The following is a 24145-nucleotide window of genomic DNA, read 5'->3' as shown; positions in this document are numbered from 1 at the left end:
CTTGGCTAGCGTTTCGGGCGAGCAGTGTCAAGGCTCGTGCGCATCGGCCCGCACGCGCGTAGGTTTCGACCATGGAATCCCGGATGCAGGACATCGCGCGTCAGTCGGTCATCATCGCCTCGGCCACCTTCATGCTGATAGCCGCGGCCGTCGGATCCGGTGCGTTCGGCGGCACCTCGGTCAGCGAGCTGCAGGATGGAGCTCTCTCGGCGCAGGGGTCGTACCTCGCCCCGGCCGGTCCCGCCTTCTCGATCTGGTCGCTGATCTACGTCGGTCTCATCGCTTACACGGTGTGGCAGGCGCTTCCCGCGCAGCGGGCGGATGAGCGTCAGCGTGCGGTCGGCGGATGGATCGCCGCGTCGATGATCCTGAACGGGCTCTGGCTCGTGACCGCGCAGTTCCTCTCGCTGCCCCTCACGGTGCTCGTGATCGCCCTGCTGGTCGCCACGCTCGCCAGGGTGATCGTGATCCTCGGACGCAGCCGCGCCCGCACCTGGCCCGAGCGCATCGTCGTCGACGGAGCCAACGGCCTGCACTTCGGATGGGTGACGATCGCGACCGTCGCCAACGCCAGCGCGTGGTTCACGCAGATCGCTCCTGCGGCCTGGGCCGATCAGGCGGACATCTGGGCCGTCGCCGTGCTCGCGGTCGTGCTCGTGATCGGCGTCACCGCGGCGATCGTCACCAAGCGCATCGCCCCTGCCCTTGCGACGGCGTGGGGTCTCGGCTGGCTCGCCGTCGGCCGCTTCACCGGAGAGCCCGAGAGCATGATCACCGGAATCGCGGCGATCATCGTCGCCGTCGCGCTCGTCGCCGCCGGTGCCGGGGGAGTCCTGCGGCGTCCTCGCGCCGACGTCGCGGTCTAGTCACTCCGCGGTTCCGACCACGACCCGTTCACGATTCAGCACAGACTCCAGAGGAGCACGGCCGCAACCCGCTGATTCCTGCCGCATGAAGGATCCATGCTGAGACGGGAACGCTCCACGGCCGAGACCGAGGTCAGAGCACCAGCCGGTAGCCCATGCCCGACTCGGTGAGCAGATGCACCGGGTTGCTCGGCGACGCCTCGAGCTTCTTGCGCAGCTGCGACATGTACAGGCGCAGGTAGCCGGAGTCCGAGACCTGCTCGCTGCCCCAGATCTCCTTCAGCAGGTCCTGTCGGGTGACGAGGGCGCCGGGATGCCGGGCGAGGTGCTCGAGCATCCGCCACTCGGTCGGCGTGAGGTGCACCCGGGCTCCGGCCCGCGTCACGGTCTTCGTCACGAGGTCGACGACGACGTCGCCGAACCCGACGGTCGACTCGCCGCCCACCGGAACAGCCCGTCGTGACAGGGCGCGCAGACGCGCCAGCAGCTCGTCGACCTGGAAGGGCTTGGTGACGAAGTCGTCGGCGCCGGCATCCAGGGCATCGACCTTGTCTGCGGATCCGGTGCGGCCCGACACCACGATGATGGGCACGTTCGTCCATCCGCGCAGCGCCTGGATCACCTCGATGCCGTCGAGTCTCGGCATCCCCAGGTCGAGCATGATGAGGTCGGGGTGCGTCTGCGCGGCGACCGCGACGGCCGCGGCGCCGTCGGACGCGACGACCACCTCGTACCCGTGCGCGGCGAGGGTGATGCGCAGGGCGCGCACCATCTGCGGATCGTCGTCGGCGATGAGGAGCTTCACTCCGTCTCCTCCTGCAGGGGATCGGGGTCTTCTGCCCGCGGCAGTGAGACGACCATGGTGAGTCCACCGCCGGGGGTGTCCTCGGGTGTCAGAGTACCGCCCATGCCCTCGGCGAATCCGCGCGACAGGGCGAGGCCGAGCCCGAGACCGGTGGTGTTGTCGGTGTCGCCCAGCCGCTGGAACGGTTGGAAGATGCGGTCGCGCTGTTCGGCGGGCACGCCTCGACCCCGGTCGATGATGCGGATCTCCACGCGCTCGGCGAGCGAGCTCGTCGACACGATCACGCGGCTGTCGGCGGGGGCGTGACGGTGCGCGTTCGCGATCACGTTCACGAGCACGCGCTGCAGCAGCACCGGGTCGGCCGACACCGGCGGCAGCTCGCCGTCGAGCACGAGCTCGACATCTGCGGGGCCGAGGCCGAGCTCGTCGACCGCGGCGAGCACGGGGCCGGCCACGTCGAGCGGCATGCTCGACACCGCGAGCACCCCGGCCTGCACGCGGCTGACATCGAGCAGATCGGTGACGAGCGACGACAGGGTGGCGAGACTCTCGTCGGCCGTCGCGAGCAGCTCGTCGCGATCGGATGCCGACAGGCCGTGCGCCCCGCGCAGCCCGCCGATCGCCGCGACGGCCGAGGCGAGCGGGCGGCGCAGATCGTGGCTGACCGCCGAGAGCAGGGCGCTTCGTACCTGGTCGGTCTCGGCGAGGGCGGCGACCTCGCGGGCGGTGGCGCGAAGATCCGTGTGCTCGATCGCGGCGGCGAGCTGCGCGACGATCGCGTCGAGCAGTCGCCGTGCGGGGGTGTCGAGCGGCTCCCCGTGCAGTTCGAGCAGCGCGGGGGCCGAGCCGCCCGAGCCGACGGGAACGGTCGTCGCGCGACCGTCGGGAACGGGTTCGCCGTCGCTCGCGAGCACCTCGCCGTCGGGGGCGAGCAGGCGGACGCCGCTGAGACCGAACGCCTCGCGGGTGCGACTGACCAGGGCGAGCACGGCGTTGTCTCCTCGGAGCACGTTGCCGGCGACCGCAGCGAGCAGCTCCGCCTCGGCGACGGCGCGCTGGGCGGTGCGGGCGCGCCGCGCCGCCTGATCGACGATGATGCTGACGAGGATCGCGATCACGACGTACAGGATGAGGGCGAGCACGTGCAGCGGATGCGCGATCGTGATGGTGAACAGCGGCGCGACGAACAGCAGATCGAGGGTGATGCCCGAGAGCACGGCTGCGAAGACCGCGGGGCGGATGCCGCCGATCAGCGCGACCACGACGACGAGCAGCTGGTAGGCGAGCACCTCGGAGGTGATCGATTCCGGGCTGCGGAACGTGAACATCAGCCACGACAACAGGGGACCGAACACGAGGGCCACCGCCAGCCCGAGCACCTGACGCCGCCAGCCGAGCGCACCGCCGGTGATGCGGGGCAGGGCGACGCGACCGCCCGCGGCGGCGTGCGTGACGATGTGCACGTCGATGTCGCCCGAGCGGCGGATGACCTCTGAGCCGATGCCCGGACCGGTGAGGGCGGCCGCGACACGTCCGCGGCGGCTGACGCCGATGACGAGCTGCGTGGCATCCGCTCCCTGAGCGAACGAGACGAGCGTGCCGGGGATGTCGTCGCCGACGATCTGGTGGAAGCTGCCGCCGAGCGACTCGACGAGGGCGCGCTGGGCGGAGAGGGCTCCCGGCGTCTGGTCGCGGAGTCCGTCCTGGGTGGCGACGTGCACGGCGAGCAGCTCTCCACCGGCCGACCGCGCGGCGATGCGGGCGCCGCGGCGCAGCAGCGTCTCGCCTTCGGTGCCTCCGGTGAGGGCGACGACCACCCGCTCGCGCGCCTGCCACGTGCCCTCGATCCCGTGATCGGCGCGGTAGCTGCGCAGGGCGCTGTCGACCTCGTCGGCGAGCCACAGCAGGGCGAGCTCACGGAGCGCGGTGAGGTTCCCGAGCCGGAAGTAGTTCGACAGGGCGGCGTCGATGCGTTCGGCGGGATAGACGAGACCGGCCGAGAGGCGGTCGCGCAGCGACTGGGGCGCGAGGTCGACGACCTCGATCTCGTCGGCCGCCCGCACCACGGCATCCGGGATCGTCTCCTGCTGCGCGATGCCGGTGATCTTCTCGACCACCGCGTTCAGCGATTCGATGTGCTGCACGTTCACGGTCGTGACGACGTCGATGCCGGCGTCGAGCAGCGCGTCGACGTCCTGCCACCGCTTCGAATGCGTGGATCCTGGGGTGTTGGTGTGTGCGAGCTCGTCGACGAGGGCGATCTCGGGGCGACGCGCGAGCACCGCCTCCAGATCCATCTCGCTGAGCGGCACCCCACGGTGCAGATCGGTGCGTCGAGGGACCTCGGGGATGCCGATCGTCTGCGCGGCCGTCGCGGCACGGTCGTGCGTCTCGACGATCGCGATCACCACGTCGCGCCCCTCGTCGATCAGCCGTCGGCCCTCGACGAGCATCTCGAAGGTCTTGCCGACACCGGGGGCGGCGCCGAGCAGCACGCGGAGTCGGCCGCGTCGCGGCATCCGCTCTGCCGTCATCAGCCCTCCTGCTCGTCGAGCGCGAGATTGAGTTCGGCGACGTTGATGTGCTCTTCGCCGAGGAATCCCAGATCCCGCCCTTGAATCCTAGACTCCACGAGGTCGCGCACCTTCTGCTCGTCGAGGCCGCGTTCGGCTGCGACCCGCGGCACCTGCAGCAGGGCGTAGGCGACGCTGATGTGCGGGTCGAGGCCCGAGCCGGATGCGGTCACGGCGTCGGCCGGCACATCGGCCTCCGCCACGCCGTCGCGCGCGGCGATGGCCGCCCTGCGCTCGCCGATCGATGCGACGAGGTCGGGGTTCTCGGGGCCGAGGTTGCTGCCGCTCGATCCGGCGCCGTCATAGCCGTCGCCGGCGGCGGAGGGGCGCGACTGGAAGTACTGCGGCAGGGCCTCGCCGTCGGCATCCGTGAAGGACTGACCGATCAGCGAACTGCCCTTTCCGTCGGCCAGTGGCGAGCCGTTGGCCTGGAACGGCAGCAGCAGCTGGCCGATGCCGGTGACGACGAGCGTGTAGCCGACGCCGAGCACGAGGGTGAGCACGAGCATCGTGCGGACGGCGACCCCGACGGTGCGTGCCGTGGTGCGGGAGGAGGACATGGTGGCCTTTCAGTGAGTGTGTGGGGCGGACGGGGTCCGCATTCTGAGCGAGGACCGGGACGCTGGGGGTGAAGGAGGTGGGCCCTTCGTCTCGCTTCGCTCGCTCAGGGACCGGGGTCGGCATCCTGAGCGACCCGGGAGGTCGGCATCCTGAGCGGGTTTCGCCAGTCCCGCACCCTGAGCGAGGAGCGAAGCGACGAGACGAAGGGCGTGGACACGGTCAGAAACCGGGGATGAGGGTGATGACGAGGTCGATCAGCTTGATGCCGAGGAACGGCGCGATCACCCCGCCGAGGCCGTAGACGAGCAGGTTGCGCTGCAGGATCTGCGACGCGCTCGCCGGCCGGTACTTCACGCCTCGGAGCGCCAGCGGGATGAGGAAGACGATCACGATCGCGTTGAAGATGATCGCGCTGGTCACCGCGGATGCCGGCGAATGCAGCTGCATGATGTTCAGCGCCGCGAGTCCGGGGAAGACGCCCATGAACATCGCCGGGATGATGGCGAAGTACTTGGCGATGTCGTTCGCGAGCGAGAACGTCGTGAGCGCCCCTCGGGTGATGAGCAGCTGCTTGCCGATGCGCACGATGTCGATGAGCTTGGTCGGGTCCGAGTCGAGGTCGACCATGTTGCCGGCCTCCTTCGCGGCCGACGTGCCGGTGTTCATCGCGACGCCGACGTCGGCCTGGGCGAGGGCGGGGGCATCGTTGGTGCCGTCGCCGGTCATGGCGACGAGCCGGCCGCCCTGCTGCTCGCGTTTGATCAGCTCGAGCTTCTGCTCGGGTGTGGCCTCGGCGAGAAAGTCGTCGACGCCCGCCTCCTTGGCGATCGCGGCGGCGGTCAGCGGGTTGTCGCCCGTGATCATGACCGTGCGGATTCCCATGCTGCGCAGTTCCTCGAACCGCTCGCGCAGGCCGTCCTTCACGATGTCCTTGAGGTGCACGACGCCGAGGACCTCGCCGGCGCCGGCCGCACGCTTCACGGCGACCACAAGCGGAGTTCCTCCGCTCGAGGCCACGCCGTCGACCAGGCCGGTCAGCTCGGCATCCGTGTCGAGTCCGAGCCAGGCGGTGATCGCCGAGCCTGCGCCCTTGCGGATCTGGGTGCCGTCGGCGAGGTCGAGACCCGACATGCGGGTCTGCGCGGTGAACGGCACGACGACGGCATCCGCCGGCTCTTCGACGTGGATGCCGCGGCTCCTCGCCAGCTCGACGATCGATGCCCCCTCGGGGGTCGGATCGGCGAGCGACGACAGGGCCGCGATGCGCAGCAGCTCGTCGGTCTCGACGCCACCGAGTCGCAGCACCTCGTGGGCGCGGCGGTTGCCGTAGGTGATGGTGCCGGTCTTGTCGAGAAGCAGGGTCGTCACGTCTCCCGCGGCCTCGACGGCGCGGCCCGACATCGCGAGCACGTTGCGCTGCACGAGACGGTCCATGCCGGCGATGCCGATGGCCGAGAGCAGGGCGCCGATCGTCGTCGGGATCAGGCAGACGAGCAGGGCGATCAGCACCGGGATGCTGACGGGCGACGCCGCGTACGAGGCGATCGGGTTGAGCGCGAGCACCACGACGACGAACACGATCGACAGGCTCGCGAGCAGGATGTTCAGCGCGATCTCGTTCGGCGTGCGCTGACGGCTGGCACCCTCGACGAGGGCGATCATGCGGTCGACGAACGTCTCGCCGGGCTTCGAGGTGATGCGCACGACGATGCGATCCGACAGCACGCGGGTGCCGCCGGTGACGGCGCTGCGGTCGCCACCGGATTCGCGGATGACGGGGGCGCTCTCTCCGGTGATGGCCGATTCATCGACGGTGGCGATGCCCGCGATGATGTCGCCGTCGCCCGGGATCAGGTCGCCGGCCGTGACGATCACGACGTCGTCACGCTGCAGCTCGGCCGACGAGACGTCCGCCGTCTCGGTGCGCTCGGCCGTCGCATCCGCTGCCGCGTCATACCGCACGACGCGTCGGGCCATGGTGCTCGTGCGGGTCTTGCGCAGGCTCGCCGCCTGGGCCTTGCCGCGGCCTTCGGCCACGGACTCGGCGACGTTGGCGAACAGTACGGTCAGCCACAGCCAGATCGCGATGCCCCAGGTGAAGGGTGCGGGCACGGGGGTTCCGCCCGAGTCGGCCGGGCCGCCGAGGAACGGCTCGGCGATCGCGAGCACGGTGGTGAACGCGGCGCCGACCCAGACGAGCAGCATCACGGGGTTGCGCACGAGAGAGGCGGGGTTGAGCTTGCGCAGCGCACCCGGCAGTGCCTGCGTCAGCTGTGCCCAGCCGAACGAGCGCGGCGGTTCTGCGGGGGCGGATGCCGCAGCATCCTGCTGTTCTGGGGGCGTGGTGATGAGTGTCATGTCAGACGAGTCCTTCAGCGAGGGGTCCCAGTGCGAGCACGGGGAAGTACGTGAGTGCGGTGATGATGACCGCGACGGCGGTGAGGAGGCCGACGAACTGCGGTCGGTGCGTGGGCAGCGTTCCGGTGTTCTCCGGCACGCGCTGCTGTGCGGCGAACGATCCGGCGAGAGCCAGCACGAGCACGATCGGGATGAATCGCCCGAGCAGCATCGCGACGCCCAGCGCGGTGTTGAACCACGGGGTGTTCGCGGTGAGCCCGGCGAAGGCGGAGCCGTTGTTGTTCGCCGCGGAGGTGAAGGCATAGAGCACCTCGCTCATGCCGTGCACGCCGGGGTTCAGGATGCTGGTCGCCTCGACGTCGGCGCGGATGCCGGGTATCGCGAAGCTCAGCGCGGTGCCGGCCAGCACGAGGGTGGGCGTCACGAGGATGTACAGGCTCGCGAGCTTGATCTCCTTCGGACCGATGCGCTTGCCGAGGTACTCGGGCGTGCGGCCGACCAGCAGTCCACCGACGAACACGGCGATGATCGCGAGCACGAGCATGCCGTAGAGGCCTGTGCCGACGCCGCCGGGGGCGACCTCGCCGAGCATCATGTTGAGCATCGGCATCATGCCGCCGAGTGCCGTGTACGAGTCGTGCATCGAGTTGACCGCGCCGGTCGAGGTCAGCGTGCTGGCGCTGCCGAACAGGGTCGAGCCGAGGATGCCGAAGCGCACCTCCTTGCCCTCCATCGCGGCACCCGCGAGTTCGGGCGCCGAACCGCGGCCGGCGAGCTCGAGGGCCGAGAGCGCGAAAGTCGAGACGAGGAAGATCGTTCCCATCACGGCGGCGATCGCATAGCCCTGACGGTGGTCGCCGATCATGCGGCCGAACGTCCGGGGGAGGGAGAACGGGATCACCAGGATCAGCAGGATCTGCAGCAGGTTGGTCCACCCGGTCGGGTTCTCGAACGGATGCGCGGAGTTGGCGTTGAAGAAGCCTCCGCCGTTCGTGCCGAGGAGCTTGATGGCCTCCTGCGACGCGACAGGTCCGCCGGGGATGGTCTGCGTGCCGCCCGAGACCGTCGTCACATCGGTGAAGCCGGCGAAGTTCTGCACGACACCGCCCGCGATCAGTGCGATCGCGGCGAGCAGTGCGATCGGCAGCAGGATCCGGCCGAGTCCGCGGATCAAGTCGACCCAGAAGTTGCCGATCGTCGTCGACCCACGGCGGGCGAATCCGCGGATGAGGGCGACGGCGACGGCGAGCCCCACCGCCGCCGACACGAAGTTCTGCACCGTGAGACCGGCGAGCTGCACCGTGTAGCCCATCGTCTGCTCGGGCGAGTACGACTGCCAGTTGGTGTTCGCGACGAAGGACGCCGCGGTGTTGAAAGCGAGGCCCTCGGGCACCGCCGGCAGTCCGAGCGACTGGGGCAGGAACGCCTGCAGCCGCTGCAGACCGTAGACGAGCAGCAGGCCGACCACTGAGAAGGCGAGCACACCGCGGGCGTAGGCCCGCCAGGTCTGCTCGGATTCCGGGTTCACGCCGATCAGGCGGTATACGCCCCGCTCGAGCTTCAGGTCGCGGGGCGTGCTGAAGACGCGGGCCATGTAGTCGCCGACCGGACGGTACAGCAGCACGAGCGCCACGATGAGGACCGCCGCCTGCAGGATGCCGAACCAGAGTTCGGCCCCTGTCGACATGCCGGCGCCCATCAGAACTTCTCCGGGGCGACGAGAGCCACCACGAGATAGACGACGGCGGCCACGGCGAGAGCGGCCGCGATGATCTCGAAGACGATCACAGGCGTTCCACCCCCGCAGCGATCGAGGAGACGAGGGCGAACAGCGCGAGAGTCAGCGCGATGTAGATGATGTCGAGCACGAGAGTCGATACAACTCCCGTGCAGGGGGACATCGTGCGATCCTCACGCTTCCCCTACGGCGGTGAGCGCGATGCATGCGGGATGCTCACGGCCTTCGCATCCCCGTTACGCGTTCGTGATGTGCTGTCTATCGCGCTCGAGGCTGAGTATCCGCTATCTCTTAGCTATGCGGCAAAGTGGCCGCGGTTCGATGGGGGAAGGAACTGCGGTGCGCCGACACGCTACTGCTGTGCTCGCTTGTGCTCTCGTGGTGGCTCTCGCCGTCATCACCCCAGAATCTGCCGCAGGAAGGGCCGGGCTCATGCCCGGCGCGCGAGTCGACCGGGCGGGTCAGTAACCATGACGGTCGGGTTCGCCGTGCGAGTCTTGTTCCGCAGAGGCCGTCGATACGATGACTTAGTTCTCTACCAAAGCGACGCGCAGATCTGGGAAGGCGTCGAAGCGCCCTCCGGGGGCGAGCTCCGACTTCTTTCGAACGAGCCCATATCGGCGCCTGAATGGGGACCGACCCTCGTTGTCGACCGAACTGTCCCGACGAATCTCGATGACCCCTCGGCCTGGATCGACGCGGCCACCTCCGGGTTGATTCCGGATTTCCGCACGACAGATTTCAGGCGCGAAGAGATGTCCGACTCGCAGTTCTGGGGGATTGTGTCAGAGTTGGGCGGCGTGATCGATGACGAGGGCGTCGAGCGCATCACCAACGCACTGAGTGATCTTCGGCACCCTGAGGTCGTCGCATTTCGAGATGCTCTTTGGGTGAAGCTTCACAACCTGGATCATCCGATGAATACGGTCCGGACAGAGGGCGCTGAGGGCGGAATCATCAATGCTGATGATTCTCTTTACTATCGTTGCGAAATCATCGCGCGAGGCGAGAAGTCGTATTGCTCCGCCCTTGAAACGCCGCGGCTCGCCAGCGACAGCGATGGGGCGAGGGGAGAAGAACTCCTCTGGGTCGCCGACAACGCCTCGCTGTACGAGCTGCCTCCCACCGACGTCGAAATAGAAACGGGCCGTAACCGAGAGTTCTGGCCGGAAGCCGAGCCCGCGGACCGCCCCTGGGAACGCCTGCCGAGCATCAGCGCCTTCTCGAATCGTGTCCTCGCGTCCCAGGAGGAGCGGGGTGCTGACCTCATCCTTCGGCGGCTCCACTTCACTTCCTTCGTGGCGTACGCGATCGACAGAGAAGGAAGGGTTCGCGAGTTGATGGGATGTGTGATGACCGCATCCTTCGACCTCGCGAGGAACGAGGTCACAGCTTCTTGGAGTCCCGATTGAACGACGGAGAAGTCCTCGATAAGCGCATCCGGATCTGGCAGAGTGGGGCCGCGCGACCGATGACCGGCGTTGCAATGACAGGCAGCAGTCGTCGAAGCTCACTGAAGATCGACGAGTTCATCGATCTCTATTACGACGGACACCGCAGATGGTGACTCCCGTTGTCGATGCGGCGGATGCGTTCACGAACGGGCGCTACCTTCGATTCCTCGAGCTGGTGCGTGACGACCGGGGTCGGTATGACCTGTCGACGGTAGAAGAACTCATTCCGCTGGCGGAGGTGCCTGTCCGGGAGCTAGACGGTAAGTCGCCCAGCTCGGCGCTCCTGATGCTCGGCAGGTACGTGTGGGATGTCGACGAGCGTCTCGCGATCGCCATGTTCTGCGAGGCGGCAGAGGCCGGAGCCGAGGGGGCGTCTGCCATCTTGGGGGAGAGTCTCACCTGGATGGGTGATCACGCTGAGGCGGTGGAGCGGTTGGTTCGAGCTCTCGAGCGTGGGGAGGGAAACCCCTCCCGCGTGCAGGGCCTCCTCGGGGAGAGCCTCTGGAAAGGCGGGGAAGAATCTGAAGTGGGCCGGATCGAAGCCCTGCTGAGAGCAGGAATGGAGAGTTCTTCTGAGTTCGGCATTCCCCTCGCGCGGCTGATGCTGCAGCAAGAGCGGGATGACGAGGCAGCGAGTCTATTGACGGACCTCGTCGATGCAGGCGTCTACGGTGCGGCATTGCTGCTGGGGAACGTTCTCTCCCACTCTCCAGGAACTCGGGCAGCAGCGCGGGCCGCGTACCTTGCCGGCATCGCATCGGGAGATGCGCACAGCGCACACAATCTTGCGGCGATGCTCCTCGAGCAGGGCGACGAAGATGGCGCCCGGCATTATCACCGGCGTGCGCAAGTGATGGGTGATCACTCCGCACTCGGGCCATCCTCAACTACTGATGGCGTGGCCTGATCTTGGATACCTGAGGTTGGGCGCAGGACGCGCAATCAGGTTCAACTTCTACGGGTGATAGGTCACGATGGATTCGAGTTGTGTTCCGTCCGGAATTTCGTACGCGATCATGGTCGGGTTCGCGATCGCTCTCGGCGTGCTCAGCCCCTGGCTGGTGCTGTTGGGGCGGGCCGTGTACCGAGACGGCCCTGCGCTCCAACGATGGATCTGGAATGCTGCGCCGCTGTGGGGGCCAGTAACGACCGGCGTCGTGTTGTTGCACGGCGTCGGAACGATGTTCGGGGAGTGGTCGGGTCTCTGCCTCCCACACCGGGAGTGGAATGCGACCGGCGTGGTGATCATCGGGATCGGGTTCGCTGTCGCGTTGATCGCGGCGGCGCAGATGGTCTTCGGGCGAGTCCGGGTGGGAGACAGGACCAGGAAGAACGAGAACAGCGGCGACACGAGCGAGAGCGGCGTCGAAACGAGCCCGCGACGATCACCCGCCGACGAAGTCGCCCCGCCCGCCCGCAGACGCAACATGCCCATCGAGCAGCGGCGCGTGATCGTCGCCTACGTCCTCACCTACGTCCCGGCCGCTATCGTCATCATCGTGGGTGTCGGGTTGCTGTGAACCGGCAACTCCCCGTGGCATCAGGAGGCGTTGAAGCCGTCGGAGTCAGTGGGCTCGATGTCGAGCAGGAAAGTCGATCGGAGCGATGAGGGACCGTTCATGCAGCTTGAATACGTGGTGCGAACCGATACGGACTTGCGCAGCGTCTCTTGGGCCACCGTCTCCGAGAGTGATCTCCGATACAACTGCTTTCTCGGTGATGTGATTCTCACCGACGGGATCGTCGATCTCAGCGCGAGGTGGGGGTGGATCAGTGTCTACGACTTTGCACTCTCCATGCAATGGGTCCTTGCGGATCTCGCACGCACGGGAGAAGCGGTGCTGACATTCACCGAATCCGATGCCACTATCCGTTTCACGCGAGCAGAGGAGCGCGTCGAGATATCGACGTCCTACGCCCCCGGCTTTGTGCGAGTGGCCATGAGTGACCTCGAGCACTCTTCGCGAGACTTAGCGACGCGGCTTTCGCGCGACGGTGAGCACCGGCATCCGGATCTGACGGGGAACCCTCACTGGCTTCGGCTACGACACGCCTGACGAATCGACGGTGAACGACGCGAGCCCACCGGATCTACACTCAGCGAGTGAGTGCAACGCGACACCGACTCGGCACGGGGACGATCATCGTCCTGGCGCTCATCGCGGTGGCGGCGGTATGCATCGTCTCCGGCATCCTTCCTCCCACGGATGCCGAGGCACTCGGCGCCCGCATCGCTCCGGTGCTCGGGTTCGTCATCGCGATCACGATCGTCGCCGAACTCGCACGGGACGCGGCGGTCTTCGATGTCGTCGCGCAGCGCCTCGCGCGCTGGGGGCATGGCCGGGTGATCCTGCTGTGGGTGTCGGTGGTGGTGCTCGCGGTCATCAGCACCGTGTTCCTCTCGCTCGACACCACGGCGGTGATCGTGACGCCGGTGGTCGTCGTGCTCGCGCAGAGCGTCGGCATCCCGCCCCTGCCCTTCGCGCTCGTCACGGTGTGGCTGGCGAACACGGCATCGCTGGCCCTGCCCGTCTCGAACCTCACCAACCTGCTGGCGGCGCGCGCGATCGGCGACGACCCTTTGTCGTTCCTCGCGCTGAGCTGGGCGCCGACGCTCGTCGGTGTGCTCGTGCCCGTGCTGATCCTCACCCTGCGCCACCGACGCACCCTGTTCGGCGCCTACTGGGTGCCCTCGGGCGGACAGCCCTCCGACCGCGTGCTGTTCTGGGGCGCTGCCGCGACGCTGCTGCTGCTCATGCCGCTGCTCGCCCTCACTCACGAGGTGTGGATCCCCGCCACGGTCGCCGCCGTCATCCTCGTCATCCTGTTCGGCGTTCGCCGCCGTCACGTGCTGCGCCTGTCGCTCGTGCCCTGGCAGGCGATCGGTCTCGCCACCGCGCTGTTCGTCGTGGTCGAGGCGGCGCACGCGAACGGCCTCCTCGACTTCCTGTCGGTGCTGGCCACGAGCGGCCATGCCCCCGGCGAGCTGCTGCGCCTTTCGGCGGCTGGCGCGCTCGCGGCGAACGGGGTCAACAACCTGCCCGCCTATCTGATCCTCGAGCCGACGGCGGGTGATCCGGTCGCTCTGATGGCATTGCTGATCGGAGTGAACCTCGGCCCGCTCATCACGCCATGGGCGTCGCTGGCCACCCTGCTGTGGCACCACAGGGTGGTGTCGCTCGGTGTCGAGATCCGTTGGGGGAGCCTCATGCTCTGGGGCGCGATCGTGGCCGTGCCGACCGTGCTGGTGGCGACGCTCGTGCTCGCGCTCGTCTCGGGCTGACAGGTCCCCTCCGCTGGCGTCGGGTCGGAGATCACGACGTGTTCAGGAACCCGTGACCGGCCACTCTTCCGCGAGGATGCCGTAGTTCATGCCGTCGAGCCACTCGCCCGACCGGTGCAGCGCGGTCTTGCGGCTGAACTCCTCGCGCCGCATGCCGAGGCGCTCCATCAGGCGCCACGACGGCTCGTTGTCGGCGAAGCACCCGGCGTGCACGCGGCGCAGCCCGAGGGGGCCGAAGCACACATCGATCACCGCGCGGATCGCCTCGGTCGCATAGCCTCGTCCGGTGTAGCCGGGATCGAGCACCCAGCCGAGCTCCGCCTCGACGCTCTTCACCCGGTCGGCGACCTCGAGCTGACCCCAGCCGTCGCCGATCCTGATCATGATGTCGCCGATCGGGGTCGCCTCACCGTTCACCGCGACCAGCTCGACGATGTACATCGCGGCGAGGCGCTCAGGGTCGAGGTAGCGCTCGCGGAAGGCCACGATCGTGTCGGGCGCGAGTCCGAGCCAGCGGTTCACGTCGGGGAGCTGCCGCCACTCCCACATCGCATCGATGTCGGATGCGGTCATCGGACGGATCTGCAGGCGCTCGGTGCGGACGGGCCAGACATCGGCGTGCGGCGTAGCGGTCATCGCTCCAGCCTATTGAGCGGCTGCGCGCCGTGCCTCAGTTCTCGGGCGGTCCCTCGGGGCGGTGCGCGCGGCGCCCGGCCACGACGACCGGACGTCCGGCGCGCTCCTGGCCCGGCAGCGGCCGCGAGCGTCGGCCGTAGATGAGCTCGGACGAGTCGAGCAGCCACGGCACGAGCGTCACCGACACCCCGTGCACCAGCATCAGGTGGTTGGCGAGACGGCGGGAGCGCCGGTTGTGCAGGAACGTCTCCCACCAGTGCCCCACGATGTACTGCGGCAGGTAGACGGTCACGACCGACGAGCCGTGCTTCTCGCGGTACTGCCGGATGAACTGTGCCACCGGCTGCGCGAACGACCGATACGGCGACTCGACGATGACGAGCGGGATCGGCACGAGGTGATCCGCCCAGTCCTTCTGCAGCTGGGCCGCATCGTCGGTCGCCACCGCCACGTGCACCGCGAGCGTCTTGCCGTGCTTGGCGGCGACGGCGTAGTCGATCGCCTTCACGACGGGCTTCTGCAGGCGGTTGACGAGCACGATCGCCAGGTCGCCCGTCGCCCCGAACTTGGTGGTGTCGTCAATCGCGATCTCGTGCTCCACGTCGCGGTAGTACCTCTTGACGCCCATCATCAGGAAGGCCAGCACCGGGATCGCGAGGAACACCAGATACGCGCCGTGCGTGAACTTCGTGATGGTCACGATCAGCAGCACGGCGACCGTCATCGCGGCACCCACCGAGTTGATGACGAGACCCACCTTGGCCGAACGGCGATCGGATGCCGATGCGCCGTCGATCCCGGCTCCCGGCGTGGTCTCGGCGGGGCCCCGCAGCACGCGCCGCCAGTGCCGCACCATGCCGATCTGCCCCAGTGAGAACGACACGAACACGCCGATGATGTACAGCTGGATCAGCGTGGTCAGTCGCGCCTGGAACACCACGAGCACGGCGATCGCGGCGATGCCGAGCACGATCATGCCGTTCGAGAACACGAGGCGGTCTCCGCGGGTGTTCAGCGACTTGGGGGCGTAGCCGTCGCGGGCAAGGACCGATCCGAGCAGCGGGAACCCGTTGAACGCGGTGTTGGCCGCGAGCAGCAGCACGCATGCGGTCGCGGCCTGCACGATGAAGAAGAGGATGCTGCCGCCGCCGAACGTCGCGGCCGCGATCTGCGCCATGAGGCTGGGCTGCGGGTTCGAGCAGTCGAAGCCGATCAGGTCGCAGGGGTTCTCGGCGTAGTGCACGCCGGTGATCAGGGCGAGAGCGGTGAGGCCGGCGAACAGGCAGGCGGCGATCGATCCCATCAGCACGAGGGTCGATTGCGCATTGCGGACCTTCGGCGTGCGGAACGCGGGAACGCCGTTCGAGACCGCTTCGACGCCGGTGAGGGCGGAGCATCCGCTCGAGAAGGCACGCAGGATCAGCAGGATCACCGCGGCCTGGCCGAGGTTCTCGGAGTGCACCGCGAACTCGGCGCTGGACGCGACCGGCGCGTCGCCGAGGAACGTGCGGATGAGTCCCGTGACGATCATGAATCCGACCGAGGCGATGAACACGTAGGTCGGGATCGCGAAGACGAGCGAGGCTTCGCGCACCCCGCGCAGGTTCACGATGATGATCAGGATCACGAAGCCGACCGCGAGTTCGACCCGCAGCGGGTCGAGACCGGGGACGGCCGAGATGATGTTGTCGACACCGGAGGCCACCGACACGGCGACCGTGAGGACGTAGTCGACGAGCAGAGCGGCCGCGACGATGACGCCGGGGATCTCGCCGAGGTTCTTCGACGCGACCTCGTAGTCGCCGCCGCCCGACGGGTACGCCTTGATCAGCTGGCGGTAGCTCAGCACCACCACGATCAGCAGCACCACGACCGCGGCGGCGACGAGCGGAGTGAATGACAGGAACGTCAGTCCGCCGATGAGCAGGATCATCACGAGTTCCTGCGGCGCGTAGGCGACCGAGCTCAGCGCGTCGGACGCGAAGATCGGCAGGGCCATCTTCTTCGGCAGCAACTGATCGTCGACCTGCTCGCTCGTGAGCGGGTCGCCGATGAGGATGCGCTTCACGCGAGGGGGAGCGTCGGTGTTGTCCCTGGTTTCATCTGACACGTCCGGCGACATTACGCCCACCAACACCTTCCTCACGCGTTCCTCACGGAATCCCTACGGTGTGTCGAGCGTCCCTCACGGAATCCTTACGGGCCGGAGTGCGGCGCTCGATCGATCAGTCCTCGTGCGGACGCGGCATGTACCACTCGGTGAACTCTGTCGCCCGGCCCTCGTCATCCAGGCGCACGATCCAGAGGTTGAGATAGTCGCGTTCTGCGGGGTACTTCGTCCGGCCCTCGATCACCACGAAACCGGCGTCCTCTCGGACGATCCACCACTCGAACGACCACGTGTCGGGGTCGTCGAGATCCTCGAGCCAGCCGGCGACGATGTCGGCTCGGCCCACACGGGGCTCGGAGTCGGGGTTCGTCAGGTACCTGGCGTCTTCGCTGAAGAGCGCCGCGATCTGCGCGGGGTCGTTCGACGTCCAGGCCCCGACGTACGCTGCGGTCCACTTCTCTCCTGCTGTCGTCATGCCGTCCGTTCTATCCCGGGGTTCCGACATCGTCAATGAGGATCCACGCGTTTTCTCATCGACGATCCACAGCCACTTCCGATCACCGGCGCGTAACGTCGGATCCATGACGTCCCTCCAGGTCACCGACGACGCCATCCAGCAGACTCGGGAGCTTCGCGATGAGTTCCAGCGCTTCCTGCGCGAATACGAGTTCGGGATGCGGGAGGTCGAGACGAAGATCTCGATCCTTCGTGACGAGTTCACCCACCACCACGCGTACAACCCGATCGAGCACGTCAAGAGCCGGTTGAAGACTCCCGACAGCATCGTCGAGAAGATCGCCCGCAAGGGCATCGCCGAACCCGACTTCGCACGCATTCGTGCCGAGATCACCGACATCGCCGGTGTGCGCGTGACCTGCAGCTTCGTCGCCGACGTCTATCGTCTGTTCGATCTGCTCACGGCCCAGGACGACGTGACGGTCGTCACGGTCAAGGACTACATCGCGACGCCGAAGAGCAACGGGTACAAGAGCCTGCACGCGATCATCGAGGTGCCGGTCTTCCTGTCGACGGGTGCTCTGTCGGTGCCTGTCGAGGTGCAGTTCCGCACCATCGCGATGGACTTCTGGGCCAGCCTCGAGCACAAGATCTACTACAAGTTCTCGAACCAGGTGCCCTCGCATCTCGTCGACAGCCTCACTGATGCGGCCGAGGCCGCGGCCGAGCTGGACAGCCGCATGGAGCGTCTGCACCGCGAGGCCCACGGAGTGCCGCAGCGTCAGCTCGCACCGCCGCCTCCGCCGCACGTCGTGCAGGTCTGACCCGCGTCTTTCGGGCGTTCCGGAGCGCAGTCACGCGCCGAGCCCGTTCACAATTCAGCAGGGGCTGCTCACAACTGTCTGTTTCCGTCGCCGTCTCGCGGGTTCCATCCGTTTCGTGCTGAGTTGTGAACCGTCGCCGGACGCACCGGTGTGGGCGCGGCGGTGTTGCGCGCGGCCGCACGAGCCTGGGAACATCGGCAGGTGGTGAAAACGCACGACGCATCCGACGTCGCAACCGAACGAGTCGTCGACGTCGACCGCACCGTCGAAGAGATCGCCGGCCTCGACCGCGGGCGCCAGCTCTGCGAGTGCGATCACGGTGACGACGAGGCGTATGCCGCGTGCGGACGCCGAGCGAAGTGGCGCGTCTCGATCGACTGCGTCTGCCCCGAGGATCACCCGCGGACCGTCGAGATCCTCTGCTCACGGTGCCTGCGCACCCTGCGCCAGGCCCAGGGACGCGATACGGTCACCGCTCGACCGCTCTGACACCATCCGTTCCCGGCTCGGCTCCGAACAACCGAGGACCACACCGTCCTCGGTGCGAAGGAGCAGACCATGGCACAGCGCAGCACCGCAGAACAGCGAACCACGCCCACCCGACGCCGCGGTAAGAGATTCCTCTTCTGGGCTGCCCTCTCGGGGGTCATCAGCGGACTGGTGTTCCTGGCCACGGCCGAACTCTTCGCGCTGATCTTCGCGCGCTCGGCCAGCCCGATCCTCGCGGTCGGCGGCTTCGTGATCGACATCGTCCCGCAGCCGTTCAAGGAGTTCGCGATCGCGACCTTCGGCGAGTACGACAAGATCGCGCTGCTGGTCGGACTCGGTCTCGCGGTGGTGATCGCGTCGGCGATCGCCGGCATCCTGCAGTTGCTGCGTCCCCCGCTCGGCGTGATCGCCCTGGTGGTCGCCGGCGCGCTCTCCACCGCGGCGATCGTGACCAGGGCCGGCGTCACCGCGCTCGCGTTCCTGCCTCCGGTGCTCGGCACGATCGCAGGGTCGATCATCATCGTCCTGCTCATCCGCCGCCTCACGGCGTGGAAGGCATCCGCCGTTCCCGCCGCGATGGTCGATCGCAAAGGCGAGAAGACCGAGGCCGACGAGGCGAAGCCCTCGAAGGCCCTCGGCCGTCGGCAGTTCTTCCTGCTCGCCGGGATCGCCGGCGTCTCGGCCGTCATCGTCGGCATCGCCTCGCGCACGGTCAGCATGACCGTCGGGTCAGTGGCGACGATCCGCGAGGCTCTCAAGCTGCCGGCTCCGAAGTCGAAGGTCACGGTGCCGAAGGGCGCGGAGCTCGACATCCCGGGACTCACGAAGCTGATCACGCCGAACAAGGACTTCTACCGCGTCGACACCGCCCTGACGGTGCCGACGATCGACCCCAGCACCTGGCGCCTCGTCATTGACGGAATGGTCGACAAGCGCGTCGAACTGAGCTTCCAGGACATCCTCGACATGGGTCTCGACGAGTACGCGATCACGATGACCTGCGTCTCGAACGAGGTCGGTGGCGGACTGGTCGGCAACGCGATGTGGCTGGGAGTGCCGCTGCGCGATGTTCTGAAGAAGGCCGGCGTGAAGTCCGGCGCCGACATGGTGCTCTCGAAGAGCGTCGACGGCTACACGGCGAGCACGCCGCTGTCGGCTCTCACCGACGACAACCTCGACGCGATCCTCGCAGTCGGCATGAACGGAGAGCCGCTGCCGCTCGAGCACGGCTTCCCGGTGCGGATGGTGGTACCGGGGCTCTACGGCTACGTCTCGGCGACCAAGTGGCTCACCGAGCTCAAGGTCACCACGTTCGAGAAGGACGAGGCCTACTGGACACCCCGCGGATACAGCGCCGAGGCGCCGATCAAGTTCGCCTCGCGCGTCGACACCCCGAAGGTCGGGCAGGCCGTCGATGCCGGGCGCATCCCGATCGCGGGCGTCGCGTGGGCGCAGACCGTGGGCATCGAGCGCGTCGAGGTGAAGATCGACGAGGGTGACTGGATGCCGGCGACGCTGTCGGCGCCGATCAACGAGAACACCTGGGTGCAGTGGTTCATGGAGTGGGATGCCACCCCCGGCACCCACTACGTGGCCGTGCGCGCGATCAACAAGAACGGCGACACGCAGATCGAGGAGCGGGCGCCGATCGCGCCGAACGGCTCATCGGGATGGCAGCGTTCTCTGGTCCGGGTGAACTGATGCCGGTGCGGCCGGTTCGGCCAGCCCCTATCGTGGAGCCATGACGTCGCTACCCGCGTGTGTGATCACCGTCTCGGACCGCTCGTTCTCCGGAGAGCGCGAGGACCGCGGCGGACCGATCGCCGTCGGGCTGCTCCGCGAGGCGGGCTGGCACTGTCCCGACGCCGAGGTCATCGCCGACGGCGAGACATCCGTGGCCGATGCGCTGCGGCGTGCGGTCGCCCGGGGGGTGCGCCTGATCGTGACCACCGGCGGAACCGGGGTCGGACCCCGCGACGAGACGCCCGAGGGCACCCGACGCGTGATCACGCGCGAGGTCCCCGGCATCGCCGAGGAGCTGCGACGCAGCGGCCTCGCCGACACCCCGCTGTCCGTGCTGTCCCGAGGGCTGGCCGGTGTCGTCGATCCGGCCGGGACGCTGGTCGTGAACCTCCCCGGATCCACGCGGGCCGTGGCATCCGGTGTACCCGTGGTGCTGACCGTCGCGAGACACGTCGTCGACCAGGTCGAGGGCGGTGACCACTCGTGAACGAGGTACGGATCGCCGCCATCTCCACCGAGCCGCTCGATGTCGAGACGCACCTGGCGGCGGTGGACGACCCCGCGCTCGGCGGAGTCACGACGTTCATCGGCCGGGTGCGCGACAACGACCCGGATGCGCAGACCCCGGTCGTGGGGCTCGAGTACAGCTCGCACCCCGACGCCGAGACGGCGCTGCAGACGATCGCGCAGAATGCCGCAGCGGATGCCGTCGGCGACGCGAGGGTCGTCGTCGCCGTGAGTCACCGCATCGGCCGGCTCGATGTGGGCGACGCGGCCGTCGTGATCGCCGTCGCCGCGGAGCACCGGGCCGAGGCGTTCGCCGTCTGCCGCGCGGTCATCGAGGACATCAAGACGTCGTTGCCGGTGTGGAAGCGTCAGGTCGAATCCGACGGCACCACGTCGTGGAAGGGCATCGGCGGCTGAGCCGGAGCCGTGCGCACGCCGTGTGGCGCGGCGCTGCGCGAGCTTCGCGCGACGATCAGCCGCCGGCGAAGGGCGGGAGCACGTCGATCAGCTGGGCGTCGTCGAGGGCGTGGTCATCGTCGCGACGCACGCCGTCGACCATGACCGCGCAGCGCGGCAGGATGTCGGCGAGATCCGGATGCTCGGCCATGACCGCCAGGCGGAGCTCTGCCAGCGAGCGCTCGCCGCGTTCCTCGGAGTCGACACCCGCGGCCTCGGCGGCGGCGGCGAAGTAGCGTACCCGGGTCGCGGTCATCGGGTCTCTCCCTCGCGCAGCCAGTCGCCGGTGCGCCCGCCCGACTTGGCGACGATGCGCACATCCTCGATGACCACCGAGCGGTCCATCCCCTTGATCATGTCGACGATCGCCAAGGCGCTCACCGACACGGCCGTGAGGGCCTCCATCTCGACGCCGGTGCGGTCGGCGGTGCCGACCGTCGCCTCGACGTGCACGCCGTCGTCGACGACGTCGAGTTCGACGCCGGCTCGGTGCACGCCGATCACGTGAGCGAGCGGCAGCAGCGTCGGGGTCGACTTCGCCGCCTGGATGCCGGCGATGCGGGCGACCGCGAGCACGTCGCCCTTCGGGGCGGTGCCGTCGCGCAGCGCCGCGATGACCTCGGGACTGCAGCGCACGAATCCTCGCGCGGTCGCGGTGCGGACGGTCGGCTGCTTGGCGGTCACATCGACCATGTGCGCGTGGCCGGACGAGTCGAGGTGCGTGAAGCTCATTCGACCAGCATGACATCGATCACGTCGCCCACGGCGACGGCCTCGACCTCGGCCGGCACGATCGCGAACGCGTGCGCCCTGGCGAGACCGCCGGCGAGGTGCGATCCCGAGCCGCCGGCGGTGGCAGGACGCACCGTGCGGGTCGAGAGGTCGACGACGGCGGGAAGGTACTGGCGGCGTCCGGGCGGGGTCGTCCACGCCGCATCCGCCGTGAGGGATGCGCGGGCGCGATGGATCTCGGTGCGCCCCTGCAGCGCGAGCAGAGCGGGTCGCACGAACACCTCGAAGGAGACGGCGACGCTGACCGGATTGCCGGGCAGCCCGAACACGAGCGTTCCGGAGTCGAGCGCCCCGAATGCCTGCGGTTTGCCCGGCTGCATCGCGACGCTCGCGAACTCGACGGCCCCCCGTCCGTCGAAGGCACCGCGCACCGGTTCGTAGGCCCCGGCGCTGACGCCGCCCGTGAAGACGATCACATCGGCGCCGCGTTCGACGGCGGTCGCGGTGACGGCGCGCACGGCGTCGGCGTCGTCGGCGACACGCGTCACGAGGACGACCTCGGAATCGGCATCCGCGACGAGCAGTTCGAGCAGGGGGCCGTTCGAGTCGGGGATGCGGCCACGCGCGGCATCCTCACCCGGTGACAGCAGTTCGCTGCCCGTCGAGACCACGGCCACGCGCGGTGCCCGCGTCACCGAGACGGTGTCGACGCCGGCGGCGACGGCGGCCGCGAGCTGGAACGCGCCGAGGCGCTCGCCCGCGAGCACGACGGCGTCCCCCGCGTGCAGGTCGGCGCCGCGACGGCGCACGAAGGCTCCCGGCGTCGCCGGTGCGCGCAGCACTCGCACCTCGCCGAGCGAGTCGGCGAGTCCTCCGGCGGTGTCCTCGAACGGCACGATCGCATCGGCGGCGCTCGGCGTCGGGGAGCCCGTCATGATCCGCGCCGCGTCACCGGCATCCAGAGGCGGATCGTCGGAGACCCCGGCGGGCAGATCGGCGACCACGCGCAGCACCACCGGGTGCTCGGCGGATGCCGCGGCGACGTCGGCTGCTCGCACCGCGAAGCCGTCCATCGCCGAGTTGTCGAAGAGCGGGATGTCGTGGGCCGCCGTCGCGGGTTCCGCGAGGGTGCGCCGTGCGGCCTCCCGCACGGCGCGGGTCTCGATCGGGAGGACGCGTACGGCATCGAGCACGAGGGCGAGCTGCTCCTCGACCGTCCGGCGGCTGCCGTTCGCGGCGCTCATGCGGCCACCGCCGAACGGATCGCGATCTCGTGCTGTCGCGCCGTGAGGGCGTCGATCACCGCGAGGCGACCGAGCAGCGGCTCCCCGGCGCCGGTGATGAGCTTCACGACCTCGCCCGCCAGCATCCCGCCCACCTGCACGCACAGCGCACCCAGGACCCCGACCTGTGCACAGCTCGGCGGCTCGCCCTCGGTGCCGAGGGGGAAGAGGTCGGTCAGGACCACCGGCGCCGCTGTCGGCGGATCCGACCAGAACACGGTCGCCTGTGCGTGCCACTCCTGCACGGCGCCCCAGACGAGGGGGACGCCGAGGGCTTCGGTCGCGGCGGCGACGTCGCGTCGGGTCGCGAAGGAGTCGCTCGTGTCGACCACGATGTCTGCCCCCGCGAACAGGCGCTCGGCGTTCTCGGCGTCGAGCCGCTCGGCTGCGGTGACGACCTCTGCCCCGGGCGACAGCGCGGTGATCGCGCGCGCCGCCGAGGTGGTCTTGGGTCTGCCGATGTCTTCGACGCGGTGGGCGAGCTGGCGCTGCAGATTCGTCAGTTCCACGATGTCGTCGTCGATCACCGTGATGCTGCCCACTCCTGCGGCGGCCAGTGCGAGGAGCACGGGCGAGCCGATGCCGCCCGCGCCGACGACGGTCACGTGGGCGGCTGCGAGGCGGCGCTGCCCCTCCTCTCCGATGCCGGCGAGCACCGCGTGCCGGGCGGTGCGGACCAGTTCGGCCGGGTCGAGAGCGGGCGCGGGGGCGACGAGCGGCTGCATGCCCCCAGGCTATGCCCGGGGCTCGCCGTTGCAGCGGACGCACGGGGATTCGCTGGGAGTTCGGAGGCGGCTGATGCTCGGCGAGCATCGCGCCTCCGCGGATGCGGTTGTTTACTGTCTGAGCATCCGCTTCTGCGGTACTGTTCACGCATGCAGAACTTTCGGATCGCGCGCGCGGCACAGCTGCTCGGCGTGAGCGACGACACGGTGCGGCGCTGGATCGATCAGGGTCTGCTGCCCACGACCGACGCCGTTCCGGCCGAGGTCCCCGGAGACGCGCTCGCCGCACGCGCCGTGGCGCTCGCCGAGGAGGCGCAGGAGTCGAACCATGCGCTCTCGAGCGCACGCAATCGCTTCGTCGGCATCGTGACCCGTGTGCAGATCGACGGGGTCATGGCACAGGTCGACCTGCAGTCCGGACCCCACCGCGTCGTCTCGCTCATGTCGGCCGAGGCCGCCCGCGAACTGCAGCTCGAGGTGGGCTCGCTCGCCACCGCATCCGTGAAGGCGACGAACGTCGTCGTCGAAGTGCCGAAGGGCTGACCC

Annotated in this window: 25 protein-coding genes; 12 read left to right on the top strand and 13 right to left on the bottom strand. The window is 68.6% G+C overall.

Going from position 1 to position 24145, the window contains the following annotated elements:
* Positions 1-71 precede the first annotated feature (71 nt).
* Entirely contained in the window at positions 72-866 is a 795-nt protein-coding gene (locus FQ142_RS16020) for a tryptophan-rich sensory protein (RefSeq protein ID WP_149424092.1), read from the top strand.
* 133 nt (positions 867-999) lie between these two features.
* On the opposite strand, the gene FQ142_RS16015 is transcribed toward FQ142_RS16020, so the two are convergent.
* From FQ142_RS16015 to FQ142_RS15990, 6 genes are all read right to left on the bottom strand, one after another.
* Positions 1000-1671, bottom strand: coding sequence for a response regulator (locus FQ142_RS16015; RefSeq protein WP_056413674.1), 672 nt, complete (start codon positions 1669-1671; stop codon positions 1000-1002).
* Positions 1668-4190: an ATP-binding protein gene (locus tag FQ142_RS16010; protein ID WP_149424175.1), complete on the bottom strand. Its 2523-nt coding sequence runs from the start codon at positions 4188-4190 to the stop codon at positions 1668-1670. Before FQ142_RS16010 ends, FQ142_RS16015 begins: the two co-directional genes overlap by 4 nt.
* Positions 4191-4204: 14 nt before the next feature.
* Positions 4205-4804 (bottom strand): potassium-transporting ATPase subunit KdpC, encoded by a 600-nt coding sequence (kdpC, locus tag FQ142_RS16005; RefSeq protein WP_149424091.1) that lies wholly within the window; start codon positions 4802-4804, stop codon positions 4205-4207.
* 220 nt (positions 4805-5024) lie between these two features.
* Positions 5025-7163: a potassium-transporting ATPase subunit KdpB gene (gene kdpB, locus FQ142_RS16000; RefSeq protein ID WP_149424090.1), complete on the bottom strand. Its 2139-nt coding sequence runs from the start codon at positions 7161-7163 to the stop codon at positions 5025-5027.
* 1 nt (position 7164) lies between these two features.
* Positions 7165-8862: a potassium-transporting ATPase subunit KdpA gene (gene kdpA / locus FQ142_RS15995; protein WP_262492173.1), complete on the bottom strand. Its 1698-nt coding sequence runs from the start codon at positions 8860-8862 to the stop codon at positions 7165-7167.
* Positions 8862-8951 carry a potassium-transporting ATPase subunit F gene (locus FQ142_RS15990; protein WP_056276367.1) on the bottom strand — a complete coding sequence of 30 codons (90 nt, stop codon included), beginning with the start codon at positions 8949-8951 and terminating at the stop codon, positions 8862-8864. Before FQ142_RS15990 ends, kdpA begins: the two co-directional genes overlap by 1 nt.
* A 420-nt stretch (positions 8952-9371) precedes the next feature.
* On the opposite strand from FQ142_RS15990, the gene FQ142_RS15985 reads away from it, so the two are divergent.
* The 5 genes from FQ142_RS15985 (at position 9372) to FQ142_RS15965 (ending at position 13638) form a co-directional block, all read left to right on the top strand.
* Positions 9372-10313, top strand: coding sequence for a DUF4240 domain-containing protein (locus FQ142_RS15985; protein WP_188042440.1), 942 nt, complete (start codon positions 9372-9374; stop codon positions 10311-10313).
* Positions 10314-10461: 148 nt separating this feature from the next.
* The gene (locus FQ142_RS15980; RefSeq protein WP_149424088.1) at positions 10462-11262 is read left to right on the top strand and encodes a tetratricopeptide repeat protein; all 801 of its coding nucleotides are present in this window, start codon (positions 10462-10464) and stop codon (positions 11260-11262) included.
* A 109-nt stretch (positions 11263-11371) separates the two neighbouring features.
* Positions 11372-11875, top strand: coding sequence for a hypothetical protein (locus FQ142_RS15975; RefSeq protein WP_149424087.1), 504 nt, complete (start codon positions 11372-11374; stop codon positions 11873-11875).
* 99 nt (positions 11876-11974) lie between these two features.
* Positions 11975-12412: a hypothetical protein gene (locus tag FQ142_RS15970; protein WP_149424086.1), complete on the top strand. Its 438-nt coding sequence runs from the start codon at positions 11975-11977 to the stop codon at positions 12410-12412.
* A gap of 47 nt (positions 12413-12459) precedes the next feature.
* Entirely contained in the window at positions 12460-13638 is a 1179-nt protein-coding gene (locus FQ142_RS15965; RefSeq protein ID WP_149424085.1) for an SLC13 family permease, read from the top strand.
* Positions 13639-13680: 42 nt separating this feature from the next.
* Here the strand turns inward: FQ142_RS15965 and FQ142_RS15960 are convergent, their stop codons facing one another.
* The 3 genes from FQ142_RS15960 to FQ142_RS15950 form a co-directional block, all read right to left on the bottom strand.
* The gene (locus FQ142_RS15960) at positions 13681-14274 is read right to left on the bottom strand and encodes a GNAT family N-acetyltransferase (protein WP_149424084.1); all 594 of its coding nucleotides are present in this window, start codon (positions 14272-14274) and stop codon (positions 13681-13683) included.
* Positions 14275-14308: 34 nt separating this feature from the next.
* Positions 14309-16396: an APC family permease gene (locus tag FQ142_RS15955; RefSeq protein ID WP_149424173.1), complete on the bottom strand. Its 2088-nt coding sequence runs from the start codon at positions 16394-16396 to the stop codon at positions 14309-14311.
* Between the two features lie 103 nt (positions 16397-16499).
* Positions 16500-16859 (bottom strand): nuclear transport factor 2 family protein, encoded by a 360-nt coding sequence (locus tag FQ142_RS15950; RefSeq protein WP_149424083.1) that lies wholly within the window; start codon positions 16857-16859, stop codon positions 16500-16502.
* Between the two features lie 106 nt (positions 16860-16965).
* Between FQ142_RS15950 and FQ142_RS15945 the strand changes: the two genes are divergently transcribed.
* The 5 genes from FQ142_RS15945 to FQ142_RS15925 all read left to right on the top strand — a co-directional run bounded on the left by FQ142_RS15945 (position 16966) and on the right by FQ142_RS15925 (position 20820).
* Positions 16966-17664 (top strand): GTP pyrophosphokinase family protein, encoded by a 699-nt coding sequence (locus FQ142_RS15945; protein ID WP_056413646.1) that lies wholly within the window; start codon positions 16966-16968, stop codon positions 17662-17664.
* A gap of 201 nt (positions 17665-17865) precedes the next feature.
* Complete coding sequence (locus FQ142_RS15940; protein ID WP_149424082.1) at positions 17866-18153, top strand: hypothetical protein; 288 nt, start codon at positions 17866-17868, stop codon at positions 18151-18153.
* Between the two features lie 69 nt (positions 18154-18222).
* Positions 18223-19854 (top strand): molybdopterin-dependent oxidoreductase, encoded by a 1632-nt coding sequence (locus FQ142_RS15935; RefSeq protein WP_149424081.1) that lies wholly within the window; start codon positions 18223-18225, stop codon positions 19852-19854.
* 40 nt (positions 19855-19894) lie between these two features.
* The gene (locus FQ142_RS15930) at positions 19895-20383 is read left to right on the top strand and encodes a molybdenum cofactor biosynthesis protein B (RefSeq protein WP_056413637.1); all 489 of its coding nucleotides are present in this window, start codon (positions 19895-19897) and stop codon (positions 20381-20383) included.
* On the top strand, positions 20380-20820 hold the full coding sequence (locus FQ142_RS15925) for a molybdenum cofactor biosynthesis protein MoaE (protein ID WP_056413634.1): 441 nt from the start codon (positions 20380-20382) through the stop codon (positions 20818-20820). Before FQ142_RS15930 ends, FQ142_RS15925 begins: the two co-directional genes overlap by 4 nt.
* 55 nt (positions 20821-20875) lie before the next feature.
* Here the strand turns inward: FQ142_RS15925 and FQ142_RS15920 are convergent, their stop codons facing one another.
* Genes FQ142_RS15920 through FQ142_RS15905 form a run of 4 tightly spaced genes read right to left on the bottom strand, consistent with a single transcriptional unit; the run spans position 20876 to position 23599 of the window.
* Positions 20876-21115, bottom strand: a complete 240-nt coding sequence (locus FQ142_RS15920) for a MoaD/ThiS family protein (protein WP_149424080.1) — start codon at positions 21113-21115, stop codon at positions 20876-20878.
* On the bottom strand, positions 21112-21591 hold the full coding sequence (gene moaC / locus FQ142_RS15915; protein WP_149424079.1) for a cyclic pyranopterin monophosphate synthase MoaC: 480 nt from the start codon (positions 21589-21591) through the stop codon (positions 21112-21114). Before moaC ends, FQ142_RS15920 begins: the two co-directional genes overlap by 4 nt.
* A complete protein-coding gene (glp, locus tag FQ142_RS15910) occupies positions 21588-22835 on the bottom strand; it encodes a gephyrin-like molybdotransferase Glp (protein ID WP_149424078.1) in 1248 nt (415 codons plus the stop codon). Before glp ends, moaC begins: the two co-directional genes overlap by 4 nt.
* Positions 22832-23599 carry a HesA/MoeB/ThiF family protein gene (locus FQ142_RS15905; RefSeq protein ID WP_149424077.1) on the bottom strand — a complete coding sequence of 256 codons (768 nt, stop codon included), beginning with the start codon at positions 23597-23599 and terminating at the stop codon, positions 22832-22834. The genes glp and FQ142_RS15905 overlap by 4 nt, the downstream gene beginning before the upstream one ends.
* Positions 23600-23749: 150 nt before the next feature.
* Here FQ142_RS15905 and FQ142_RS15900 point away from each other — a divergent pair, with 150 nt between their 5' ends.
* Entirely contained in the window at positions 23750-24142 is a 393-nt protein-coding gene (locus tag FQ142_RS15900; protein ID WP_149424076.1) for a molybdopterin-binding protein, read from the top strand.
* Positions 24143-24145 lie beyond the last annotated feature (3 nt).

The organism is Microbacterium sp. ANT_H45B (genome assembly GCF_008369345.1).
Classification (GTDB): Bacteria; Actinomycetota; Actinomycetes; order Actinomycetales; family Microbacteriaceae; genus Microbacterium.
The sequence above is the reverse complement of the archived record's forward strand: the minus strand, read 5'-3'. Positions and strand labels throughout refer to the sequence as shown.